Raw genomic sequence first — 23,079 nt, 5'->3', positions numbered from 1 at the left:
TATATATAGTCGTTGGCGGGAGGTTTTTATGGTATCGGAAGAATTAACCAGAGAATTTTTTCATACAGGAGATGAAAGGCTGATCAGAAAATTAAGTGAGATTTCTCAGGTGATATCCTATAAACGCGGAGAAGAGATATACGCTATTGGGGAGGCGTATACATACTTCTTCATTCTTATTCAGGGATTAACGTATACTTATTTTTGTGATGAGCAGAACCGTTTCATTACGAATTGTTTCTTTTCCAGAAAATATGATTTTCTAAATATCGAAGCCTATGATAAGCAAGCATCTATGGGGATGAAAGCCCTGATGGATACGGAAGTTTATGCGGTTCCTATCCAGGCTGCATTGACGGCGGTTAAAGAGCTGCCGGGATTAGCCTGGGAATATGCAAACTATTTGCAGAAATCAATGGTCTATTTATGTGTGGTGAATAATAGAAGAATGTACTTTTCTTCGAATCAGAGATATCAGTGGTTTTGTGAAAAATGGCCGCAGGCACTCAGTCTTGCCAGCAACCGACAGATTGCAACATTTTTGAGGATTCGTCCGGAATCATTAAGCCGTTTGAAATCACAGTTGAAGCAATGTGACAGTGGGAATGAAGCATTGTCCAATATTCTGGTAACCAAGGATCTGCAGTGGGATTATATGGATATCAAGCAGATTATGGAGAAGAAAGAGAATGCTGAATATTAGCATCTGAACTTCATCATTGATTATCCAATTGATGATGAAGTTCACTTTACGGTATAGGGGAAGGTATAACATGATTAAGACAGAGATAATAGAAGCACTTGTTCCGCTGAAAGATCCGGCGTTAATTGCAATGCTTGCACATTTTGCGGAGATACACCATTACAAGAAGGGTGAGCATATTTATGATGTCGGTGATATGCAGAAAAAGATTTATATTCTTTGGAGCGGTATTTTGAGGTGCTATTTTATTGATGAATTTCAGACAGATATTACAGACTGTTTTATGACAGAAAAAGGTTTGATAGCGAATACACCTGAAGTTTTTCAAAGCAAAGGTGAGACGCCTTCGGTGGTCGGTGTGGAGGTACTTGCGGATGCGATGGTGTGTGAGATACCAGTTAAAAGAATTATTTTGATGATGCAACAGTATTCTGAGATGGTGGGATTATATATCTATTGTCTGCATCAGTCACTGGAATTTCAGAATGAGATCAACAATAAGCGGCTTTACCTTCCGGGAAGCAAGTGCTATGAGTGGTTCTGCGAGAAATGGCCGGAAGTCGATCGGATAGCCAGCAATCATCAAATAGCCACATTTCTCGGTATTCGTTCAGAATCATTGAGCAGGCTGAGACATCAGAAAAGGAAAATAAGATTGGGGGGGTAATTGATAACCACCCGAATGAAATGTGTTTTACAGGATGCAGAATGTGCAGAATGTGCAGAAAGTAAGGCACATTTTTTTGCCAATGGAGACTTGAATGGAAAAAGTAAGTGTTGATTCCTTTGAAAAAATTTTTAAAGTATCTCAAAACTAACAAATGTCAATGAAAAGAAAATTGAAAAATGTTAATATAAATGATAAATAAACGTTAAGGTTTGGTGTGAGAGGGAAGTTTATGACGGTAGAGGAAGTTATCGGTACGTTATTTCAAGGGGAAGATCAGCAGTTGATTCAGTCGTTGATTAATATTTCGTCAATTAAACAATACAGCAAAGGGCAGGTTATCTATGATTACGGAATCGAGCAGGAAGAATGTTATATTCTTGCAAGCGGCATTGCTTATACTTATTTGCCGGATAAGAAGCATCAGATGAATACAACCTGCTTTTTTTCAGAAAAATTTGACTTATTGAACATAGAAGGCATTGACGTGAAAACACGTGTCGGAGCTAAAGCTGTAGTAGATACGGAAGTCTGTGTGATACCGGTGGAACAGGCAAAATGCTTATCAGAAAAGTATCCTGCGTTGATCTGGAGATATATCAAGGGGCTGCAGAAAATGATGATGTACCTTTGTGTCGTGAATAATCAGCGTATGAACCTTTCGGCGGAAGATTGTTATCGTTGGTTTTGTCAAAAATGGCCGGTCATAGACAAAATGGCCAGCAATCAGCAAATTGCCTCATTTTTAAGAATCCGTCCGGAGTCACTGAGCAGATTAAGAAGGCAGGTCAAAGAAAATGAAAAAGACAATAAAGTTATTACAAATGTCCTGGTTTCAAAAGACTTACAATCCGATTATCTGGATATAAGAAAAATATGGGAAAAAACATCAGTTATGAGGCAATAAGATAATGAAAGAGATAGAAGAATTACTTCAGATTTTTGGTGCAGCAGGCCATCCGGATTTAGCTGCAGCATTAGAAAATATTTCAAAGATCACCTTTTATCAGAAGGGCGAGAAGTTGTATGAAATAGGGGAGGTACAGTCAAAAGTGTACTTACTTCTGGATGGTATTCTGCGATGCTACTTAATCAACGATACACGTTCGGATATTACAGACTGCTTTATGTCAGATCGTTTTATGGCGGCCAATTCGGCGGACTTTTTTATAGAGAGCAACAGGGTTCCGTCATTCGTCGGTATGGAAGCTTTGACAGATGCCAGTGTGTTGGAAATCGATGCAGATCCATTATTTGTCGTGCTGCAGCGCTATCCGCAGCTGGCCAGGATCTATGCCCATTGTCTCCAGAACGCATTGAATTTCCAGAATGAGATTAATTATAAACGGTTGTATCTTTCAGGAAAAGAGCGTTATGCCTGGTTTTGTGAAAAATGGCCGGAAGTTGACAGAATTGCCAGCAACCGTCAGATTGCCACATTCCTGGGAATACGATCGGAATATCTCAGCAGATTGCGGCATCCGAAGAAAAAATAAAGATGGGAAGCTGTCCGGCAATGTTATAGGATTCAATAGAATAAAAATCAAAAGAAAAAATCAAATTGGGAAACGGACTTGGGAGTATGAAAAAATTACAAATTGGAATTTATAGTACAGAGCCTGCATGGCTTGAAAATTCAAGAGAAATACTTGAAAATTATGGGGAAAACCTGAAAAACAATATAGAAATCCATAGCTTTCAAAACGCCTCAGAAATGTGGGGGGGGGGTAAAACGGAAATATCTGCATATCCTGTTTGTGGATATTCAAAATGATGACAATAGTGAAATTGAAATTGTCAAGAAAGTAAACCGAGAATGGCCTGTATGCCAGGTGGTTTATGTAAGTGATGGTTTTCATCATGTCATGGATGCCTATGAGACGAAGCATATCTACTATATTCTGAAAGAAAAATTTGAAGAAAAACTGCCTTGTATTATGGATAAAGCAATTCGACAGCTGAAAGCCTGCGGCAGTAAAGAGATGGCTTTCCAGTGCCATGGCGGGGTGATTGTAAGATTAAAGCTTGAGGACATTATGTACTTTGAGAGAAATCTCCGGGTGACAAATGTTGTAACAAGAGAGTATCGATACATCGTTGATGAAAAAATCAAGGAAATTGAAGAAAGAATGATGAGTGAAGATTTTGTTCGGTGTCATAGCAGCTTCCTGGTTAATTTCTTTTATGTGAAGGCATGTACAAAGAAAAAACTGATATTAAAAAATGGACAGGTGATTGATATCAGTCGGAGCTATTGGGGAAAAGCAGAAAAAGAATATGTGCAGTGGGTGAAGAAGAGAAGCATCTATTGCTAATGTTATATTAAAAAGTTAGTAGCTGATAAGTAAGGGTAGACTCCTAGATAATTCTAAAACGGAATTATTTAGGGGCCTTTTTTTATAAAATAACAAAAAGTGACAAAAAATGAGCAGATAATGTAAAGCTAAACTAGTAAAAGCAAGTTAATGATAAAATAGATTTGTTATATAGAGCTAAGTTGGTGATGAAACATGGAAAGAGAAAAGAATATTTTGATATTAACATCCATTGGGGGATTTTTGCAAAAATTTGAAATGAATGATGTGGCTATCTTGCAGTCATATGGGTGGAAAGTTCATTATGCGTCTAATTTTGATTACCCAGTTTATAAATGTGATATTGATGAGTTGAAAGAAAAAGGAATTCAATGCCATCATATTTCTATAAAAAAATCACCTGTATATTTAATATCAAATTTAAAAGCGTTAAAGCAAGTGTTGAACATCGTGCATTTTCAACATATTTCCGCAATTCATTGCCACAATCCTATGGGAGGTGTAATAGGGAGGCTTAGCAAAGTGTTTGTTAAGTCTTTGTATGTTATGTATACTGCTCATGGTTTTCATTTCTATAGAGGTGCACCTTTGAAAAATTGGTTAATATATTATCCTGTCGAAAAATTATTGGCTAGGTATACAGATCAATTTATTACAATTAATAATGAGGATGCAGTTATAGCAAGAAAAATTGTAGATGAAAAAGTTGCTTCAGTGGTGAGAATACCGGGTACAGGAGTAGATACGGAAAAATTTTGGGCAATAAAGAAAAAGAGCAATCATATTCGAAAAAAATATGGGATGGATTCAAACACATTTTTTGTTTTATCTGTGGGGGAACTAAATTCTAATAAGAATCATGCAACAGTTATTAGGGCTATTTCTAAGATAAAAGATAAAGAAATGAATGGTTCAATAAAATATTTGATTTGCGGAGAGGGCAAGCAACGTAAAAAGCTGGAAAAATTGATTGAAAAAGAAAATTTAGAAGAAGATGTTATATTGTGTGGCTATCAATCAGAAATTCTGGATTATTATCAGGCAGCAGATTGTTTTGTGTTTCCATCGTATCGTGAAGGATTTGGAATGGCAGCTATTGAAGCAATGGCTTGTGGGTTACCCTTAATTGTAAGTGATAATAGGGGAACAAAGGAATATGCAATACGCAATGTAAATGCATTTATTTGTAAGGCTGATGATGAAAATTCGTTTTCCAAAGCGATTATGCGTCTATGGAACGATGAAAAATTAAGAGAAAAGATGGGAATTATGAGTCAGCATAATGTAAAAAATTATGATTTAAAAAACACAGATAAGATAATGAAGAAAGCATATAAAAAGATGGAAAAGGATTTATGGGAACAAAAACACAACCGTTAATTTCAGTTATTATGGGAGTATATAATCCAAGCGATTATAATCAACTGGAAGAAGCTGTAAATTCAATTCTAAATCAGACATTTAAGGATTTTGAGTTTATTATTTATGACGATGGTAATGATGAAGTGACTGCAAAAGTCATAGAAAGGATAAAGCAAAAGGATAGCCGAATTCGGGTCATCAGAGAAAAGGATAATAAAGGCTTAGGATTTGCCTTAAATCAATGTATTCATGTGGCCAGAGGAAAGTATTTGGCAAGAATGGATGCGGATGATATATCTTTTCCGGAACGGTTGGAAGAAGAAATGAAATTTCTTGAGCAACATTGTGAATATGATTGGGTAGGATGCAATGCAGTTATTGTGTCCGATTATACAATTATGGGGGTTAGAAGAATGGCTGAGATACCAAATCAATATAACTTCTTGCCATTTTCACCATTTATTCATCCATCAGTTATGTTTCGAAGAGAATTATTTGAAAAAGATAATAAATATAATATAGATGAAAAAACGTTACGGTGCGAAGATTATGAACTGTTTATGAGATTATATCAACAAGGATACCGAGGATACAATATTCAAAAATGTTTATTTATGTATAGAGAAGGATCAGATAGCTATCAGAAGAGAACTTTAAAAAGCAGATGTAATGAAATGAAGATTAGAAAGAATAACTTTTCAAAAATGTCTTTACCGTTAGTAAGCAGAGGTATATATATACTAAGACCATTATTCACGATATGCATTCCGCGAAATGTTATTTTATTGTATAAAAAGATGCGGCTAAGATCGTTAAATCCTTTGACATACGAAGAAAATCGGGCTTATATAAGAGTCTTTCACGATGTAATACGGGAGAAGAATGTGAATGGTTGGGATAAAGGAAAAGAAGCGACTAGTTTGGTACGAGAAACAACTGAGTCGAAGTTCGATGCTATTCGTTGAACGGTCACGACAATACAATGAATTGAAAGATGAACTAACATCAGAGATTAGCAGATTGATAATTCATCCATCGATTAACTTGTTTGTACTTTGGGTATTGAATGATGCAATAAAAAAAAGAAAGCAAAAATTGTACTTTCTTGCTAGAGATGGTTATTTTATGCATCGTATAGCAGAATTTTATTGTACATTGTGGAACTTACAAATTGAATGTGAGTATATATATTGTTCTAGATTTTCATTACGCTTGGCGAGTTATTACTTAGATATGGATTCTGCATTGGATCATATTTGCAGAGGTGGAATAGATGTTAATCTGAAGAAAATTATGGGCAGAACAGGGCTAAGTAAACAAGAGATAGCAGTTGTATTAAAGTATATAAAATTGCCGTATGAGTATACTGAACCTATACCTTATAAACAATTGAAACAAGTGAAAAAGGGATTAAAAGATTGTGCATATTTTATTGAATGCGTAAAAAAGCATTCAAAGAAAAAGTATTCTATAATGCAGGCCTATTTGAGCCAGGTTGGCTTGATGGACGATGGGACAGCTGCATTTGTTGATAGTGGTTGGACAGGGTCTATTCAAGAGACATTAAATTTGGTATTAAAGGCATCGGGAAAAAAAGAAGAGGTAGACGGATATTATTGGGGATTGTATGAGATCCCTTCTGGGAGTAAACGGGAGATGTATCATAGCTTTTACTTTACACCGGAAAAGGGATATAAAAGAAAAATATTTTTTTCAAACTGTCTGTTTGAAGTACTAGTTAGTGCTCCGTATGGAATGACTAAAGGGTATATAGAGAAAGACGGAAGAATTATACCAAAGTGTGGAAAGATCAGCATTTATAATAGAGAAATTATCAGAATTGAGCAAGAAAATTTAGATGCCTATTTAGTACAGATAAAAAGAAGAATGAAAAACATAGATTTTTCAAACATAGATTTTGAAAAAGAAAAAAGAGTGATCAGTAAAAATTTGACCAGATTAATGAGCTGTCCAACAATAAAGGAAGCATTTGTTTTAGGAAGAATGAAATTTTCAGATGACATTGTAGACGATAATGCTGTATGTTTAGCGCGGAAAATGAATGAGATTGAATTAATTCAAAATCATTTAATGGAGAAGATTTTAAGAAGTTACGGAATATCTAAGAAGTCTTGCTGCGAAAGTGCGTGGTATGAAGGCAGTATTGTAAGAAGTCATTGGAGATGGATACATTGGGCCAATTATATTATATATAAATCACTACTATATATAAAAAAAGAATTTTATGGAGCATACAGATATGTCAGAACAAAATAAAAGAAGGCAATATATTTTTGTAATACGAGAGTTGACGTCAAGAGAGATTAAGAGAAAATATTCGCGTTCAAAATTAGGAATTATTTGGAGTGTCTTAAATCCACTTTTAACAATGGTTGTGTTGTCATTGATTTTTTCCCAGATATTCAAACGAAGTATCGAGAATTTTCCAATATACTATCTCTCTGGATATATATTGTGGCAGTTATTTACAGGTGCAACAAATTCTGCAATGACATCACTGGTAGATAATAAAATGATGCTTATAAAAGTTAAATTTCCGATGGATATATTTATTTTGGCTAGGATTTATACAGCATTAGTTAATTTTTTGTATTCGTTAGTTGCATACGTGGTGATGCTGTTTGTGTTTAAAGTTGATATAACCAATAAAATGTTGTGTATACCAATAGTTGTTTTTCTATTGTTGCTATTTGCAATGGGGGTTTCGTTTGTATTAGCGGCTGCATATGTATTTTTTGGTGATGTAAAATATCTTTATTCAGTCGTACTTACGCTATGGATGTATATGTCGGCTTTATTTTATCCTGTTGATGGATTGAGTGGAATTGTGAAAATATGTATTTTAAATAATCCAATTTATGCTTATGTTGGATCTATGAGAGCGATTGTATTAAATGCTGAATTTCCAACAGTTTATCAATGGATACAAATGTTTGCATGGGGAATAGGTACTTTTCTTGTTGGACAATACATATTCAAAAAAAATAAAAATACAATTATGCAGAAAATATAAAGCGGGTTAGAGAATCATGGATTTTTTGATTGAAATTACGATAATTTTAGGTTTATTAATGCTGGTAGTCTCTTGTGCGGCGTTAGGTATATTATGGCATGGTAGACGAAATAGAAAAAAACAAAGAAGTCAACTGAATCAAAAAAAGAATAATGAACAAAAAAGAATACGTAAATTAGATGTTCCTGAATTGGAAATTAAAGTCCAGAATATAACAATGGATTTTAAGAGAGAGAAAGATGAGGCAACTAGTTTGAAAGAATTAGCAATCCGTTCAGTAACAGGTCAGTATCAGTGTGAAAAATTCCGAGCATTAGATGATATTAGTTTTGAAATATATAAGGGAGAAGTGGTTGGAATTATAGGCACAAATGGCTCCGGAAAAAGTACTATACTGAAGATCATATCGGGAGCATTGATACCTTCCAAAGGAAAAGTATTTGTTGACAAAAATAAGGTACAATTATTGACATTGGGAACAGGATTTGATTATGAATTGACGGGCAGAGAAAATGTATATTTAAATGGTGCCATCATAGGATACGATAAAAAGTATATTGATCAGCATTATGATGAAATTGTTCAATTTGCAGAGCTAGAAGGTTTTATGGATGAAAAGGTGCGAAATTATTCGTCGGGAATGGTTTCTCGTCTGGCATTTGCAATTGCGACAGTTAGAGAAGTACCTGAAATATTAATTTTGGATGAGGTATTAAGTGTAGGAGATATGTTTTTTAGAAAAAAAAGTGAAGCACGTATAAAATCTATGATGCATGCGGGCTCTACTGTTTTAATTGTATCGCATTCTACATCGGTTATAAAAAGCAATTGTACAAAAGCTATCTGGATTGAAAAAGGTCATTTACGTATGATCGGAGATCCAAAAACTGTATGTGATGCATACGAAAAGATGGGAACTGCTTAAATAAAATTTGATTGCTTTTGGTGAATAGGACCGAGAAAATGAAAAACGAATTATATGAATTATTAGTTAATCAAGTGCCGGAAATTCGAACAGAATATCAAGAAAAACGTCGACAAGTATCGGGCATAGGAAGAATAGGCTGTTGGGTTTATTTGCTGAGGTTAAATTGCTCATGGTATTTATTGCCCGAAGGATTCCGAAACGAGAGAAATTCCTGCAAAAGCGAAATAAAGAAATTATGCGATCAAAACAGTGAGTCAACATTAGAAATTTTACCAGATCCAAAAACATTAGCACACAAGTTAATGAAATTTGAAACAATTTCTTTTGATGTTTTTGATACTTTGATTTTCAGACCATTTTCCAAACCATCAGATTTATTCTATATATTGGGATATAAAATGAAATATCCGGATTATAAACGTATTCGTGAGGAAATGGAAGAAACGGCCAGAAAAAGAAAATATAAAGAAACAGGAAGCTACGAAGTAAATATAGATGATATCTATACAATTATCTCAAAGGAATGTGGTATAGATAAAGTGGAAGGAATAGAAAATGAGATAAATACGGAGAAAGAATTTTGTTTTGCAAATCCATATATGCTGGAAGTCATTCGTGAGTTAGATAAACAAGAGAAAAAGTATATGGTTGTTTCAGATATGTATCTGGATCAGAATGTGATTGAATTACTACTGAAAAAATGTGGTTATCCTAAACCAATGGCAAGCTTTATATCTTGTGACTGTTTGAAATCAAAGAGTCAGGGGGATATGTATGATTGGCTTTTGAAAACAGGTGTTAAACGACAAGGATGGATACATATTGGAGATAATAAAATATCCGATATTGAACAGGCAAGAAAAAGAGGAATTAATACTTTCTACTATAAGAATGTAAATGAGTTAGGAAATCTTTTCAGGTGTCAGGACATGTCAGTTATTACTGGAAGCTTGTACAGGGGGATAGTTAATGCACATTTGTATAATGGATTATGCCATTACTCAAGATTTTATGAGTATGGATATATTTATGGAGGATTATTTATTGTAGGGTATTGCCAATTTATACATCAATATGTAGCCAATCATAACGTGGATAAAATATTATTTTTAGCAAGAGATGGAGATATTTTAAGAAAAGCATGGGAAATATTATATCCAGATGAAATGGATCAAATAGCGTATGTCTATTGGTCTCGAATTGCAGCAACCAAGATGGCGTCCAGCAGGTTCAAATATGATTTTTTTAGAAGGTTTCTTTATCATAAAGTTAATCAGGATTATACTTTGGCGGATGTTCTGAAGACAATGGATTTGACATGGATGTTGGAGGATATTTGCAAAGAGAATAATATGCAGGCAAAAACGATATTGACTGATAAAAATGTTGATGGTATTAAAGCATATTTACAAAAAAATTGGGAATATATTTTAAACAGTTATAAGGAACAGGTTGATGCTGGAAAGGAATATTTTAAACCTATTGTAGAAAATAGCCGTGCTGTTGTTGTAGTTGATATTGGATGGGCAGGGAGTGGAGCGATAACATTAACATATTTGTTTAAAGAGATTTGGAATTTTGATTGTGATGTGACCGGTATTATTGCCGGTACGAATACAGCTAACAATGCAGAACCTGATTCAAGTGAAACTTTTCTGAAAAGCGGTGAGTTAATAAGCTATATGTATTCTCAGGAAAAGAATAGGGATTTATGGAAATTTCATAATCCGAATAAGAAGCACAATTTGCTGTGGGAGGCATTGATGAGTTCGTACAATGGAAGTTTCCGAGGATTTTATTCTGATCATACTGGGAAAATAAAATGCAGATTGAATGCACCGCCTAAAAACAAAGAATCTATAAGAAGAATACAAAGGGGAATAATTGATTTTGTGAAGGCATACAAAAAAATGACACATAATATTCCTGAATTAAGAACTGTAAGCGGCAGAGATGCTTATGCACCGATGCAGCTTTTAGAACAAAACGAAAACACAGAATTTATAAAAATAATAGAGGAAATATTGGATGAAACCAATGTTGTGTAAATCAATTTTGTTGGTATCCCATGAATTAACGTATACAGGAGCCCCAAGGAGTTTGCTGAATATGGCGGATGTATTGCGTGAATTAGGATGGCAAGTGGATATATGGACTTGTAAAAGGGGGGAGTTTCAAGAGGAGTTTAACAAGAAAGGATATAGAGTTGATTTTATAGATTTTGAAAATAGTCAATGGTTATATAAATTAAAGGAATATCAGGTAGCTGTTTTTAATACTGTTTTTACGGCTGAATTGTGTGTCAGAGCCCAATGCATATTAAGGAGCATTCTTTTTATAAGAGAGGCTGGAAACATATCACAATTAGTTCGAGAATGCGGTATAAGCGAAAAAACGTTAAGAAATATAAATGAAATATTTTGTGTGAGTGATTATGCCAAAAGAATGATTCGTTTGCAATGCCATTCTACAAACATAAGAGTAATTCATAATTGGGTGAAAGATGAATCTTTTCATAGAATGAATTGGGTGAAAGATTCAATGATCCATTATTTAGTTTCAGGAACAGTCGAATATAGGAAAGGGATAGATATTGCGGTACAGGCTTTTCTGAATATGCCGGAAATACTTCGTTCTATAACAACGCTACATATTGTTGGAAGAGTACCGGAATGGTCGCATGATTATTGGGAGCAGGTTGTTCCAAAGAATAATAAAAGAATTATTTTTCACGGTGAAATTCAGAATGAACGTGAAAGAATGGAATTATATAAAAAGATGAATGTTTTTGTAGTTTCCTCACGAGATGAGGCATGTTCGTTAGTTGCATTAGAGGGAGCTATGCTGGGAAAAGTAGTTATAATGTCTGAAAATGTAGGTGCTCAATATGTATTAAAAGATAATTCGGATTGCCTGTATGAAGTTGAAAATGTAGCGCAATTAACAAGAAAAATGAGTCAATTTACGAGCCGAAGAAAACTTTTGGTGGAAGGTTTGATGATGAGAAAGAGATATTTAGAAACATCTACAAAAAAGATATATAGAAAGAAATTAGAAGAATATATTACTTGAGTTAGGAAGAAAGTAAATGCATACAAAAGTTTCAGTTATCATACCAATCTATAATGTAGAGAAATATTTGTATCAATGCTTGAGAAGCGTTTTAGATCAGACGCTGTCTGAGCTTGAAATAATATGTATCAATGATGGCTCATCGGATAGTTCAGGAAAAATACTCAATTATTTGAAAGAGAAAGATTCTAGAATACATATTATTGAAAATTTGAATTATGGGTATGGACATGCAATGAATGAGGGACTTCATCTGGCAACGGGTGAGTATATTGCTATTGTGGAGCCGGATGATTTTATAAAAAGACCGATGTTAGAGTATCTTTATGATATTGCAAAAATATATGATGCAGATATTGTAAAGTCAGATTTTTATCGATTTAGAACAAAGAACGGTAAAATAGCAAAGGCATATCAGTCAGTGGCAGAAGATGATTCTTTTTATCATCGTTTGATTATTCCGGAGGAAGAACGTATATGTTTCAGATTTTTGATGAACATATGGTGCGGCATTTACAAAAGGACAATGATTGAAGAAAATAATATTCGATTCAATGAATCGCCGGGAGCGTCATTTCAAGATAATGGTTTTTGGTTTCAGACGATGTGCTTTTGTAGAAGCATAATGTATGTGAATGTTCCCTTTTACATGAACAGAAGAGATAATCCGCAATCATCTGTGAATAATCCGAATAATTTGTATTGCGCGAATGAAGAATATAGGTTTATTAGAAATCTCATTCGAGGAAACAAAAGAATGGAAAAATTCATAGATGCATATGCCATAAAAAAATATCAGACATATAAATTTAACTTAAATAGAGCAACTTCAGAGAATATAGATCAATATAAAGAATGTATTAAACGTGAATGGCGGCAGGATTATGAAATAGGGGACATAAAAGAATCCTATTTTTTACCGAATGAGTGGCTTGAAATACAGCAGTTAATAGAAGAAGAACGCTATCACGATTCACGATTGAAAAATATAATAAAAAAAATACGAGGAAGATAGTTATGAAGCAGGAAGTAAGCAGCAAAGAAACATGGGAAAATGCGGTGCAGAAAACAAGAAGTAAAGTAACTGTGCATCAGTGGGTTAATTTTGATAAGGAATCAGATACAGGCATTAAAGTATCTGTAATTGTTCCTGTTTGTAATGTGGAACAATATTTAGATGAATGTATGGAGAGTCTGATACATCAGACAATGAAAGAGATAGAGTTTATTTGCGTCAATGATGGATCTAAAGATTACTCGTTGGAAAAATTAATGAAGTATGCAAAAAAAGATTCAAGAGTCCGTATTATTGATAAAGATAATGCCGGTTATGGCCATGCCATGAATATTGGCATAGATAATGCCAGAGGGGGATATATAGGCATAGTTGAAAGTGACGATTTTGTAGACTTACATATGTTTGAAGATCTCTACAAAATTGCCGTAAAAGAAAAGGTAGATTTTATTAAAGCAGACTTTAATCGATTTGCTAAAGAGAATGGCAAATTTCAATGTCAATATATTGATATAGCTGCCAGAGCAAAAGATTGCTACAACAAGGTAATTGATCCAATGAAGGACAAGAGAGTTTTTAGTCTTGTTATGCAGACTTGGAGCGGAATTTACAGAAAGCAGTTTCTTGTAGAAAATTGTATACGGCATCATGAATCGGCGGGCGCTAGTTATCAGGACAACGGTTTTTGGTTCCAGACGATGATGTATGCAAAGCGGGTGTATTTCTATAATAAACCATATTACTACAATCGTAGAGATAATCCAAATTCATCGGTTTACAGCAAAAACAAGGTTTACTGTATGAATAAAGAATACGAATTTATCAGAAATATTATGAATCAAAAACCGGAATTGGAAAAAGACTATATTTATCCTTACAGCAGAAAAAAATTTCTGAATTATATGTTTACATATAATCGTGTAGCACCTGAATATAAAATGGAATATCTGAGTCGGTTTCATAAAGAATTAGTTGAGGCAAATGAAAAGCACGAGATAGACTGGAGTTTGTTCTTAAAAAAAGAAAGAGAAGAACTGGAATGCGTTCTGAATAATCCGATTGCTTTTCTTGCAAAGGATGTATTAAAGAAGGAATCAGATAAAATTCATAAAAAGTATGAAGATGAGATACGGGAACTGAAGGAGAAAAATGAAGATTTAAAATATTTGCTGAATATGTGTGAAAATCAGAGAAGATCTCAGAGTGATTATAATTTTGAAATGTGGCATTCTACGAGTTACAAACTGGGAAGAGCCTTGACCTGGATGTCAAGAAAAAATAAGGATAAGCAATTATATGATGAACAATATGAGCAGACATTAAAGAAAAACAATATTTGTCATATTGTATTTATTACAGATGAAGGATATTGTATGCCAACTACAGTAGCTTTGACATCCTTGAAAATTAATAAGCGACCGGAAACTGTTTACAAAATTCATATATTAGCATCAGAAATATCTGATGACAGCAGAGAGAAAATTAATTCGTTGGCGGCAGATAATTTTATACTGGATATTATTGATGTAAAACAGGATGAGCAGTTTAAAAACTATGTAAAAGGTGATGGGGATAGACATGTTACACCAGCTGCTATTTTAAAATTTAAGATACCATCTATTCTCAATAAAGTAGGAAAGGTTCTTTATTTGGATGGGGATATTCTTGTACAGGGAGATCTGCTTGAACTTTATAACACAGATATAACAGGAAAATATGCAGCAGTTGTTAAAGACATTTTGCCGGAAAGAAATCCAAAACATATGAAGTTTTTGAAATATCCGCATCGCTATTACTTTAATTCAGGAATGATGCTGATGAATCTGACAAGAATGCGTAAAGATAATGTTAGTGATCAGATGGTAGATTATCGAATTCATGGTATCAATCATTTTATGGATCAGGATGCATTGAATGTTGTGCTGGGAAGAAAGCTTGTCTATGTTTCACCAAGATATAATTTTCTGAATAAGTTTTATGAATGGTGGGATGTGAAACAGTTATCTGTATTTTATGGTGAGATTTTGCCGGATACAGAAAGAGAGGCTTTTGACTATGCAAGAATTCTTCATTTGGGAAGCCATGAAAAACCATGGAAGTATGATATGGGATATCTTTCTAAATTATATGATTCCTATTATAATCAATCCCCTTATAAAGATATTCCTCTGGTCAGAGAAGCATTAGTAGAACAATAAAGGAGCTGAAAGTAAATGTTAAAAGACTATAGTATTGTAGCTTGGGGAGGATATCAGTACTTTAATGAGCATATTGAATTGATTCGTGAAAAGGTCAAAGTAGAGTATATTTTTGGCAATCTGGATTACATAAAAAACAAAGAGGATTATAAACTCTTAGCTGATAAGGAAAAAATATTAGAATTGAAAAATCCATTTGTAATTATTTGTCTGGCAAGTGTTTCTGAAGTAAGTATGGCTGCAAAATGGTGCAGGGATAAGAAGATACCGTATTGCCATATGGAGTTTTTGTTTAATAAAAATGGATTAAGCAGTAAGTATTTAAAAGCTGTTGGTGGAAAATATACAGATTGGAATCAGAATACAATTTCTATTTCACAAAGAGCAACAGATAACATTTTTATAGATGTCTCAAATAGTAAGAATGCCGATATTCATATAGAGAATATCAGTGTCAAAGAAAGATTGAAAATTAAAATGCTGGGGCATCATGGTTATCTGAGTATTGGTGAAAAAACGACAGTTGTTTTTGCTTTTATTGTTGTTAATACATATGGAAAAATTATAATTGGAAAAGATTGTATGTTAGCGAAAGCTGTTTCGCTCATGCAGTCCGATCAGCATTTAATTTTTGACAGAACAACAAAGAAAAGAATTAACTATCCGAAAGATATTGTTGTAGGAAATCATGTTTGGATTGGCCGTGAAGTAGAACTTCTTGCCGGGGCAGAAATCGGTGATGGTTGTGTATGTGGAGCCAGAACTGTTACCTCTGGAAAATTTCCAACAAACGCTGTCCTGGCAGGCAGTCCGGCAAAAATTATTCGCGAAAATGTGATATGGGCACGGGATTTGATTGAAACAAGTGATTTTGATAGTTTAGAGCAGTGCAAAGATCAGAATGGCGTTATTTATCAAAATAATAATGAAAATTTTCCGGTAAATCAAAAAAGGAAAGATCCATTGGAAGAAATGATTATTCATCTTTACCAGAGTGGTATAACAACAGTGGGTATTTCAAAGTTGATAGAAAAGATGTATGGACAATATTATGTGCCAAAAGAAAAGTAAGTGTGTTATTACAGGAATAACTTTTTGCTGTGTATTATTCTGGGGTGGTTTTTTTGATTTTGCAGCCATGGCGATGGGTGCTGTTTTTGCAGGTTTATTGTTAATTCTGCCTCATGGGAAGAAAAAGATTTTGATGCCCAAAGATATCATTTTATACAGTGGCATCCTCTTTGGAGGTAGTGCCTTAGCTACATGCGCATTTGCTTTTGATAACGGAGCTGCATGGATGGGCATTGTGAGAATTGCGGCAGTTTTCATCTTTGGATTGCTGTGGATGAATTTAGAAGATCATTCCAGAAATGATGTATTTGATGCGATACCCTTCGCAGGAGCATGTATCAATAGCATTGCTTTTGCAGCATGGTTTGTTCCAGAAATAAGAAGTTATTTTTATAGTGCAGGCCGATTATGGGGAAGCATGCAGTATGCGAATACATGGGCTTTATTTTTGCTGATTGGAATCATTATTCTATTATGTAAAGAAAAAGTATCCTATCAGGAATGGGCTGAAGCCGTGATCTTATTGGTCGGCATTATCATGACAGGAAGTCGAAGTGTATTTGTTCTGACAGTGGTGTTTGGCGGATGGATTTTTTTGAAAAGCAGAGCAGATAAGAAAATTAAGCTGCTGGCAGCTGGCTTGACGGTTTTGATTCTTGTTGTTGTACAGATGGTGATGGGGCTTGATATAGGAAGATTGGCAGAAATTTCTATGAATTCAAGCACATTTAATGGTCGATTGCTTTACTGGCAGGATGCCATGAATTTGATTGTACGTCATCCGATGGGCGTTGGTTATATGAATTATTATTTCATACAGCCGCAGATTCAGACAGGATACTATTTTACCAAAACTGTTCATAATGATCTTCTGCAGTGTGTTATGGATAACGGAATGGCTGCTGCAATTTCTGTGATAATTTTGGTAGGGTATGGCTTGTATAGTAAAAAGAACAGTAAAAGGAATAAATTGGTTTTGCTGGTTCTGGTACTCCATAGTTTATTTGATTTTGATTTCGAATTTATGGTAATGGCATGTATTTTTGTTATGTGTTTGCCAATTGAAGGTAAACAGAAGGAGATTTCCTCCAGATTAGTCGGTGGAGTAATTGGAGCAGCAGGATGCATTTGTGTTTATTTTTCAGTGGCTCTGGGAGCTGATTATTTCGGCAATGTGAATTTGTCATTAGCAATGTATCCTTATAATACGATGGCGAGAAAAGAGCTGTTGTCAATGAAAAGTGATGTTTCTTATCAGGCGGCAGAAAGAATCATTAAGGAAAACGGAATGATTGCCGAGGCATGGGAGGTAAGATTACAGCAGGCTGTAGAGGAGAATAATTATGAAACAGCGTTGGATGCTGAGAATCAGATGCTGAAGTGTGCGGGATATGATTTGTATTATTATAATCAGGCAGTGCTTTGTTTAAGTCATGTTTTGGATACAGCACTCAGAGATGGAGATTTGGAAAACGGACAGCTTATTTTGGCTGAAATCCAGAATGTTCCCGATAAGATAGATCAGTTGAAAAAACGGACATCTGATCGGGCATGGAAATTGTATGAAAAGCCATCTTTTGAATTAGATGAAAATATACAGAATTACATTCAAAAATTGGAAGGAATTCAGCTGAATTAAACTCAACTAAAAAATAACCGAAAAGGGCAGCTTTTCGGATAAAGATAGAGATTTTATGATGCAAAGGAGAAAGGTTTATGAAGAAAAGAAAATTCATTGCAGCTGTGATGGCATTGAGTATGATTTTTGGACAAACAGTCTATGCGCAGGAATATACAGTGCCGGAAGAAACCTTAGCTGAATCAACAGAAGCAGTTGAAACTAAAGTATCAGAAGAAACTGTGGAGAATGAAACTGAGAAAACAGCAGAAACAGATGTAGAATCGATGGAGCTGGAAATAGAAACTGTCACAGAGAAAACAGAAACAATGACAGCGGAGTATGCCGATTCAGTAATGGCACTGAATGAGGGGAAAAATGCTGTTGAAATTACTGAGGAAGGCAGTTCTGTGAAAGTGTCTTTTACGCCTGAAGAAAGTGGAAAATATTTTATTTATTCTACAGGGGATGAGGATACAAAGGCAACTTTATATGATAGTGATATGGAATATTTGACTGATGATGATGATGGGGGAGAAAATACTAACTTTAAATTATCATATCAATTTGAAGCGGGTAAGACTTATTATATCTGTGCCCAATATTATAGTAGTAGCAAGACAGGAACAATAAATGTTACAGTGGAAAAATTATCAAACAGATGTGGTGATAATGCAATATGGTCCCTGGATGAAGAGGGTACATTGACCATTAGTGGTGAAGGCGCAGTTACGAGTGCCCCATGGCAGGGAGAAACTATAAGAAGGCTGGTGATAGAAGAGGGAATTACTGATTTGGATAATATTACGTTCCAAAACAGTACAGAGTTAGTTTCTGTTCAATGGCCGTCTACCATAAAAACGATTCCGTCAAGTTGTTTTGCAGGGTGTAGAAGTTTAAAGACAATTGATATACCGGCAGGAGTGGAATCAATTGATGACTGGGCCTTTCAGGGGTGTTCTTCATTGCTGAAAGCTGTGATACCGTCTACTGTGACATATATTAGTGTATACGATGTTTTTGCAGATTGCGCGAAGAATTTTTATATTCTTGGGTATAAGGAATCTGAAGCTGAAAGGTATGCGAATGAAAATAATATTCGATTTGTGGATGCTGCAAATCCTGTAATTCCAATTGAGATTTGTGATATTACATTAGAACAGGGAGCAGTGGAATATGATGGTACAGCCAAAACTCCAAAGGTAACTGTTAGAGATGGAGATATAGAACTGGTTGAAGGTGAAGACTATTCGGTTGAGTATGCCAATAATCAGGATATTGGTACAGCTTCGGTCACTGTCACAGGTATTGGAAATATCTATACAGGAGAGGAAAAACTTGAATTTCAGATTGTTAAGATTTCGGATAAGTTAACAGTTGGAGATAATTATGTTCGTATTAGTATAGGCAGTGACAGTAATACCGATATGGCGAGTGTCTTTTTTAAACCTGAGGAAGATGGCTTTTATACTTTTAAAATGGATTCTTTAGGTGATAAAACTATACAAGATTTCAGGTCATCTGGGGTGTCTACATATACTAATTCATGGGATACAACTAAGGTTATCGTACCAGTTGAAAAACTATATGCAGATGATAAATATGATTTAGAAGTACAATCGAAAATAGGTAGTGATACAATTGTAAGAATAACGATTGAGAAAAGAGAAACTACAGGTGAAATAAATGGTGTTTCATGGAATCTGAGTGATGAAGGCGTTCTTACAATAGATGGTACAGATTTGACACAGGCAGCAGTTGATGGAATAGATTTGTGGAGAAGTTTTCAGAGTGATACCAAGAAATTGATTATAGGAAAAAATGTAACAACTATTCCATATGATTCTTTTGAAGAGTTTAGAGTGTTGGAGTCTTTAGAATTGCCAGAAGGTTTGCTGGAAATTGGTAGTTATGCATTTAATGGCTGTCAAAAACTGAAAAATGTTGTTTTGCCTTCTTCTTTAAAAACAATTGAAAGTGGTGCCTTTAAAAGGTGTGGATTTAAAGGTATTGATGTTCCTGAATCTGTGGAAAGCATTGGTTCAAGTGCCTTAGGATATGATGAATCTGGTAATTTGATAGATGCATTTTATATTATTGGAAAATCCGGCTCTAAAGCGGAAGCATATGCCAATGAAAATAATATTAATTTCATTGATAAGGATAATCCGGTAGTGCCAATAAGCAGCTGTAATGTAACAGTGCCGAAATATGCTTTTTATGACGGCAATGCTGTAACGCCAGGTGTTTATGTAGCATTTAATTCAGAGAAACTGGTAGAAGGAACGGATTATACATTATCTTATGAGAATAATCATACAGTTGGAACAGGTACAGTTGTTGTAACAGGTATTGGAAAATATACAGGTTCTGTAAGTGTTAATTTCGAAATTAAAGAAATGAAAACTTATGAGAAAACAATAGCTACCGGCAACAGATGGTTAATGATTTCCAACAAATATTATGATAGAACTGAAGGAGAATATAAGTTTGATTGGGAATATTCAGATAAAGATCAGTTAACTGCAGAAAGCAGCGATTCATCTGTATGCAAGATTTTAAAAGTATATGGAGAAAAGCCAAAATATGGATATGAAGAAGAACAGAATGTTTGTCTGAAAATTCAGGGCATTCAGCCAGGAAATGCAGTCATTGCAGTTAAGGATGCAGATGGTTCAATATTGTTTAAATGTAATGTTACCGTCAAACAACTGCCGGATGATGCTGTTGTATTTGAAGATGAAGCTCTTCAAGGTCAGTTGATTGAAGATTATGATAATAATTCAGATGGTTATCTTAGTACTAAAGAAGTAGAAAGCATAAGAGATATAGAAATTAGTGGTTCATATTATGGTGAGCAGGTTAAGAGTCTGGCAGGACTTGAAAAGATAACAAATGCAACGTCATTTTATTTATCAGAGGGCTCTGATGTTACAGACATTACTGTTTTGGGGCAGCTTTCAAAGTTAAAAGATGTGGATATTCTAGATATTAATATTGATAATTTGGAAGGAATTTCGAATTGCACAAATCTTGAACAGCTCTATTTGGATGGCTGCCAGGTTGGGTCATGGGAAGGCATAGAGAAGTTAACAAATCTCGAAAAACTTTCATTAAGAAGAACGAATTTTTCAAATGCAAAGTTGTTAAGCGGCATGCAGAAATTAGAGAAATTGTCTCTTGATGAAACAAAAAATTTAACTAATATTAAGCCGTTAGCTGTGTTAGAAAAATTAAATTCATTAACACTGTCTGAATCAGGCGTTTCTGATCAGGATAAATGGGATTTTGCCAATATTCAGGATTTGACAGTTGTTCCTGGAGATAAATTTCAAATTCCAAGATATGCTAACTTATTATTGGATTTGAACACTACTATTTCAGAAGGCGAGGAGTGCATATCTGATTCAGACTGGGGTTCATATACTGCATTAAAACAGGGAACAGTTAAGATGCATTTGGTTTATAAAGAAAAGTTCAGCACAGATATTACCATTACGATCAATGCAGGGGAAGATCAGACTGTAGGCAGTGATTATGAAAATAAGGTAGAAGTAAAGTCCGCGGATGATTTTGATGTATCTCAGATTCTGGACAGTAATGGAGATCTGTGGACGACAACACCAGAATTGAAGAAAACGCATACAGGCGTCAAGCAGTATGTCGCAGATTATGTGTATGAGAAAAATGGCTCTAATGGCGCTGTAAAGAAGTTTATGGGTTATTATTTGGATGCGGATAATACACTGTGGTCAGACAATGATATAAAAATTGCAGAAAATATCATAGAGGCAGCCAGCGGCGGAGCTATGGATAGTGAAGGTAATTTTTATGATTTACATAGTGATAACCCGCAGCCGATTAGTGGCGTGACAAAGTGGGTAGCTGGATCAACATTCACATACTTGATGAAGGCAGATGGTTCCTTATGGCGCAGAAATGTTTGGCAAGATACTGAATCTTTTGAGATAATTTGTGATAAAGTATTGGATATCACAAAATGGTCTTACTACACAGGCGCATATATTAAAGCAGATGGAACTATTGTAGTAGAGGCTTATTATTCAAGTGGTTGTTCGTCTCACAATGAAAATGTGACTGCAACGTCGTTTGGAAATTATAAAAGTACCTATTATGATCAGGAGGAAAATCTTCATTCATTAAATTTAGATTGTAATTTAGGAAAAATAACAGTGGCCGATATGAGCTGGTTTAGTGAAGGTGAAGATTATTATGATCTTATTTTGACAGAAGAAGGGGATATCTATACATATAATGAAGACAAGGAGGAGTTAAAGAAGATTGATTCTGGTGCAAAAGCACTTAATCATGTCAGCGATACAGGAAATTGGATGTCAATTGATGAATATTGGCAGTATCAGAAGGAAAATTGTTATTACAAAACAAATGGTTCCGAAATAAAAGAAGTATCGTCGGCTCTTATAATGCAATTAAATGGTGATAGATATAGATTATACAACAATTATGATGGTCATGAGGGTGCTTTTGTACGATATGATACAGTATTCCTTGATCATGTAACGACAATCTGGGACGATTATGTAACGGTTAACTGGACGGATAAGAATAAAGTATATGCTCTCCGTACAGATGGTTCTGTATGGGATGTAACGAATGCACCGACGAAGTTGGGAAGCCTTGGTGGAGAGAAGCATGAGCACACAATTGTCACAGATCCAGCTGTTGCGGCAACCACAGACAAACCAGGCAAAACAGAAGGTAGTCATTGTTCTGAGTGTGGAGAAGTGCTTACTGCACAGAAGGATACAGTTGTTACCACTCCTTTGACAGCTGCAAAAGCAAAGGATAAAGGTGGCATTGATGTCAGCTGGAAGAAAGTCAGCTATGCAGAGGGCTATCTTGTTTACAGAAAGAGTGGAAAAGAAAGCTGGAAACGTGTAACCGAATTAAAGAGTGCGGATGACAACAGCTGGACAGATACAACAGGTACAATCGGAACAGCTTATACTTACACAGTCCGTGCTTATATGAATTCTAATGGAGAAAATATTTTGGGCGGATTTGACAGTAAGGGTGTGACAGCAACGGTCCTTCCTGCAACAGTTGTCTTAAAG

At 34.8% G+C, this 23,079-nt stretch carries 18 protein-coding genes; all 18 read left to right on the top strand.

Annotated elements, in window-relative coordinates; all coding sequences use genetic code 11:
* Window positions 1-28: 28 nt before the first annotated feature.
* On the top strand, window positions 29-703 hold the full coding sequence (locus tag HED67_RS01035) for a Crp/Fnr family transcriptional regulator (RefSeq protein ID WP_221717259.1): 675 nt from the start codon (window positions 29-31) through the stop codon (window positions 701-703).
* A gap of 70 nt (window positions 704-773) precedes the next feature.
* Window positions 774-1,370 (top strand): Crp/Fnr family transcriptional regulator, encoded by a 597-nt coding sequence (locus tag HED67_RS01030; protein ID WP_221717258.1) that lies wholly within the window; start codon window positions 774-776, stop codon window positions 1,368-1,370.
* 232 nt (window positions 1,371-1,602) lie between these two features.
* The gene (locus HED67_RS01025) at window positions 1,603-2,277 is read left to right on the top strand and encodes a Crp/Fnr family transcriptional regulator (protein ID WP_178441324.1); all 675 of its coding nucleotides are present in this window, start codon (window positions 1,603-1,605) and stop codon (window positions 2,275-2,277) included.
* Between the two features lie 4 nt (window positions 2,278-2,281).
* A complete protein-coding gene (locus HED67_RS01020; protein WP_221717257.1) occupies window positions 2,282-2,866 on the top strand; it encodes a Crp/Fnr family transcriptional regulator in 585 nt (194 codons plus the stop codon).
* Between the two features lie 65 nt (window positions 2,867-2,931).
* The gene (locus HED67_RS01015) at window positions 2,932-3,144 is read left to right on the top strand and encodes a hypothetical protein (protein WP_221717256.1); all 213 of its coding nucleotides are present in this window, start codon (window positions 2,932-2,934) and stop codon (window positions 3,142-3,144) included.
* Window positions 3,128-3,685, top strand: coding sequence for a LytR/AlgR family response regulator transcription factor (locus tag HED67_RS17305; RefSeq protein ID WP_221717255.1), 558 nt, complete (start codon window positions 3,128-3,130; stop codon window positions 3,683-3,685). The genes HED67_RS01015 and HED67_RS17305 overlap by 17 nt, the downstream gene beginning before the upstream one ends.
* Window positions 3,686-3,880: 195 nt before the next feature.
* Window positions 3,881-5,065, top strand: coding sequence for a glycosyltransferase family 4 protein (locus HED67_RS01005; protein ID WP_221717254.1), 1,185 nt, complete (start codon window positions 3,881-3,883; stop codon window positions 5,063-5,065).
* Window positions 5,041-6,012, top strand: a complete 972-nt coding sequence (locus tag HED67_RS01000; RefSeq protein WP_221717253.1) for a glycosyltransferase family 2 protein — start codon at window positions 5,041-5,043, stop codon at window positions 6,010-6,012. The genes HED67_RS01005 and HED67_RS01000 overlap by 25 nt, the downstream gene beginning before the upstream one ends.
* A 55-nt stretch (window positions 6,013-6,067) precedes the next feature.
* Window positions 6,068-7,324, top strand: coding sequence for a hypothetical protein (locus HED67_RS00995; protein ID WP_221717252.1), 1,257 nt, complete (start codon window positions 6,068-6,070; stop codon window positions 7,322-7,324).
* On the top strand, window positions 7,308-8,081 hold the full coding sequence (locus HED67_RS00990) for an ABC transporter permease (protein ID WP_221717251.1): 774 nt from the start codon (window positions 7,308-7,310) through the stop codon (window positions 8,079-8,081). The genes HED67_RS00995 and HED67_RS00990 overlap by 17 nt, the downstream gene beginning before the upstream one ends.
* Before the next feature lie 16 nt (window positions 8,082-8,097).
* On the top strand, window positions 8,098-9,006 hold the full coding sequence (locus tag HED67_RS00985) for an ABC transporter ATP-binding protein (protein WP_330656600.1): 909 nt from the start codon (window positions 8,098-8,100) through the stop codon (window positions 9,004-9,006).
* A 38-nt stretch (window positions 9,007-9,044) separates the two neighbouring features.
* Window positions 9,045-11,057 carry an HAD family hydrolase gene (locus HED67_RS00980; protein ID WP_221717250.1) on the top strand — a complete coding sequence of 671 codons (2,013 nt, stop codon included), beginning with the start codon at window positions 9,045-9,047 and terminating at the stop codon, window positions 11,055-11,057.
* A complete protein-coding gene (locus tag HED67_RS00975; RefSeq protein WP_221717249.1) occupies window positions 11,038-12,081 on the top strand; it encodes a glycosyltransferase family 4 protein in 1,044 nt (347 codons plus the stop codon). The genes HED67_RS00980 and HED67_RS00975 overlap by 20 nt, the downstream gene beginning before the upstream one ends.
* A 16-nt stretch (window positions 12,082-12,097) precedes the next feature.
* On the top strand, window positions 12,098-13,096 hold the full coding sequence (locus HED67_RS00970; RefSeq protein WP_221717248.1) for a glycosyltransferase: 999 nt from the start codon (window positions 12,098-12,100) through the stop codon (window positions 13,094-13,096).
* A gap of 2 nt (window positions 13,097-13,098) precedes the next feature.
* Window positions 13,099-15,294, top strand: a complete 2,196-nt coding sequence (locus HED67_RS00965) for a glycosyltransferase (protein WP_221717247.1) — start codon at window positions 13,099-13,101, stop codon at window positions 15,292-15,294.
* A gap of 15 nt (window positions 15,295-15,309) precedes the next feature.
* Window positions 15,310-16,365 (top strand): acyltransferase, encoded by a 1,056-nt coding sequence (locus HED67_RS00960; protein ID WP_221717246.1) that lies wholly within the window; start codon window positions 15,310-15,312, stop codon window positions 16,363-16,365.
* 226 nt (window positions 16,366-16,591) lie between these two features.
* Window positions 16,592-18,004, top strand: a complete 1,413-nt coding sequence (locus tag HED67_RS00955) for an O-antigen ligase family protein (protein ID WP_221717245.1) — start codon at window positions 16,592-16,594, stop codon at window positions 18,002-18,004.
* 77 nt (window positions 18,005-18,081) lie between these two features.
* Window positions 18,082-23,079, top strand: a 4,998-nt coding sequence (locus HED67_RS00950; RefSeq protein WP_221717244.1) for a leucine-rich repeat protein, incomplete at its 3' end; no start/stop codon positions are given.

It is taken from the genome of Pseudocoprococcus catus (genome assembly GCF_019734885.1).
In the GTDB taxonomy this organism is placed as follows: domain Bacteria; phylum Bacillota; class Clostridia; order Lachnospirales; family Lachnospiraceae; genus Coprococcus_A; species Coprococcus_A catus.
This window is presented reverse-complemented; position numbering and strand designations above follow the sequence as displayed.

What these genes read in the sequence shown, in the direction of transcription:
- HED67_RS01035 (WP_221717259.1), top strand. Translation starts at nt 29, where the DNA reads ATGGTATCGGAAGAATTAACCAGAGAATTTTTTCATACAGGAGATGAA.
- HED67_RS01030 (WP_221717258.1), top strand. Translation starts at nt 774, where the DNA reads ATGATTAAGACAGAGATAATAGAAGCACTTGTTCCGCTGAAAGATCCG.
- HED67_RS01025 (WP_178441324.1), top strand. Translation starts at nt 1,603, where the DNA reads ATGACGGTAGAGGAAGTTATCGGTACGTTATTTCAAGGGGAAGATCAG.
- HED67_RS01020 (WP_221717257.1), top strand. Translation starts at nt 2,282, where the DNA reads ATGAAAGAGATAGAAGAATTACTTCAGATTTTTGGTGCAGCAGGCCAT.
- HED67_RS01005 (WP_221717254.1), top strand. Translation starts at nt 3,881, where the DNA reads ATGGAAAGAGAAAAGAATATTTTGATATTAACATCCATTGGGGGATTT.
- HED67_RS01000 (WP_221717253.1), top strand. Translation starts at nt 5,041, where the DNA reads ATGGGAACAAAAACACAACCGTTAATTTCAGTTATTATGGGAGTATAT.
- HED67_RS00990 (WP_221717251.1), top strand. Translation starts at nt 7,308, where the DNA reads ATGTCAGAACAAAATAAAAGAAGGCAATATATTTTTGTAATACGAGAG.
- HED67_RS00985 (WP_330656600.1), top strand. Translation starts at nt 8,098, where the DNA reads ATGGATTTTTTGATTGAAATTACGATAATTTTAGGTTTATTAATGCTG.
- HED67_RS00980 (WP_221717250.1), top strand. Translation starts at nt 9,045, where the DNA reads ATGAAAAACGAATTATATGAATTATTAGTTAATCAAGTGCCGGAAATT.
- HED67_RS00975 (WP_221717249.1), top strand. Translation starts at nt 11,038, where the DNA reads ATGAAACCAATGTTGTGTAAATCAATTTTGTTGGTATCCCATGAATTA.
- HED67_RS00970 (WP_221717248.1), top strand. Translation starts at nt 12,098, where the DNA reads ATGCATACAAAAGTTTCAGTTATCATACCAATCTATAATGTAGAGAAA.
- HED67_RS00965 (WP_221717247.1), top strand. Translation starts at nt 13,099, where the DNA reads ATGAAGCAGGAAGTAAGCAGCAAAGAAACATGGGAAAATGCGGTGCAG.
- HED67_RS00960 (WP_221717246.1), top strand. Translation starts at nt 15,310, where the DNA reads ATGTTAAAAGACTATAGTATTGTAGCTTGGGGAGGATATCAGTACTTT.
- HED67_RS00955 (WP_221717245.1), top strand. Translation starts at nt 16,592, where the DNA reads ATGGGCATTGTGAGAATTGCGGCAGTTTTCATCTTTGGATTGCTGTGG.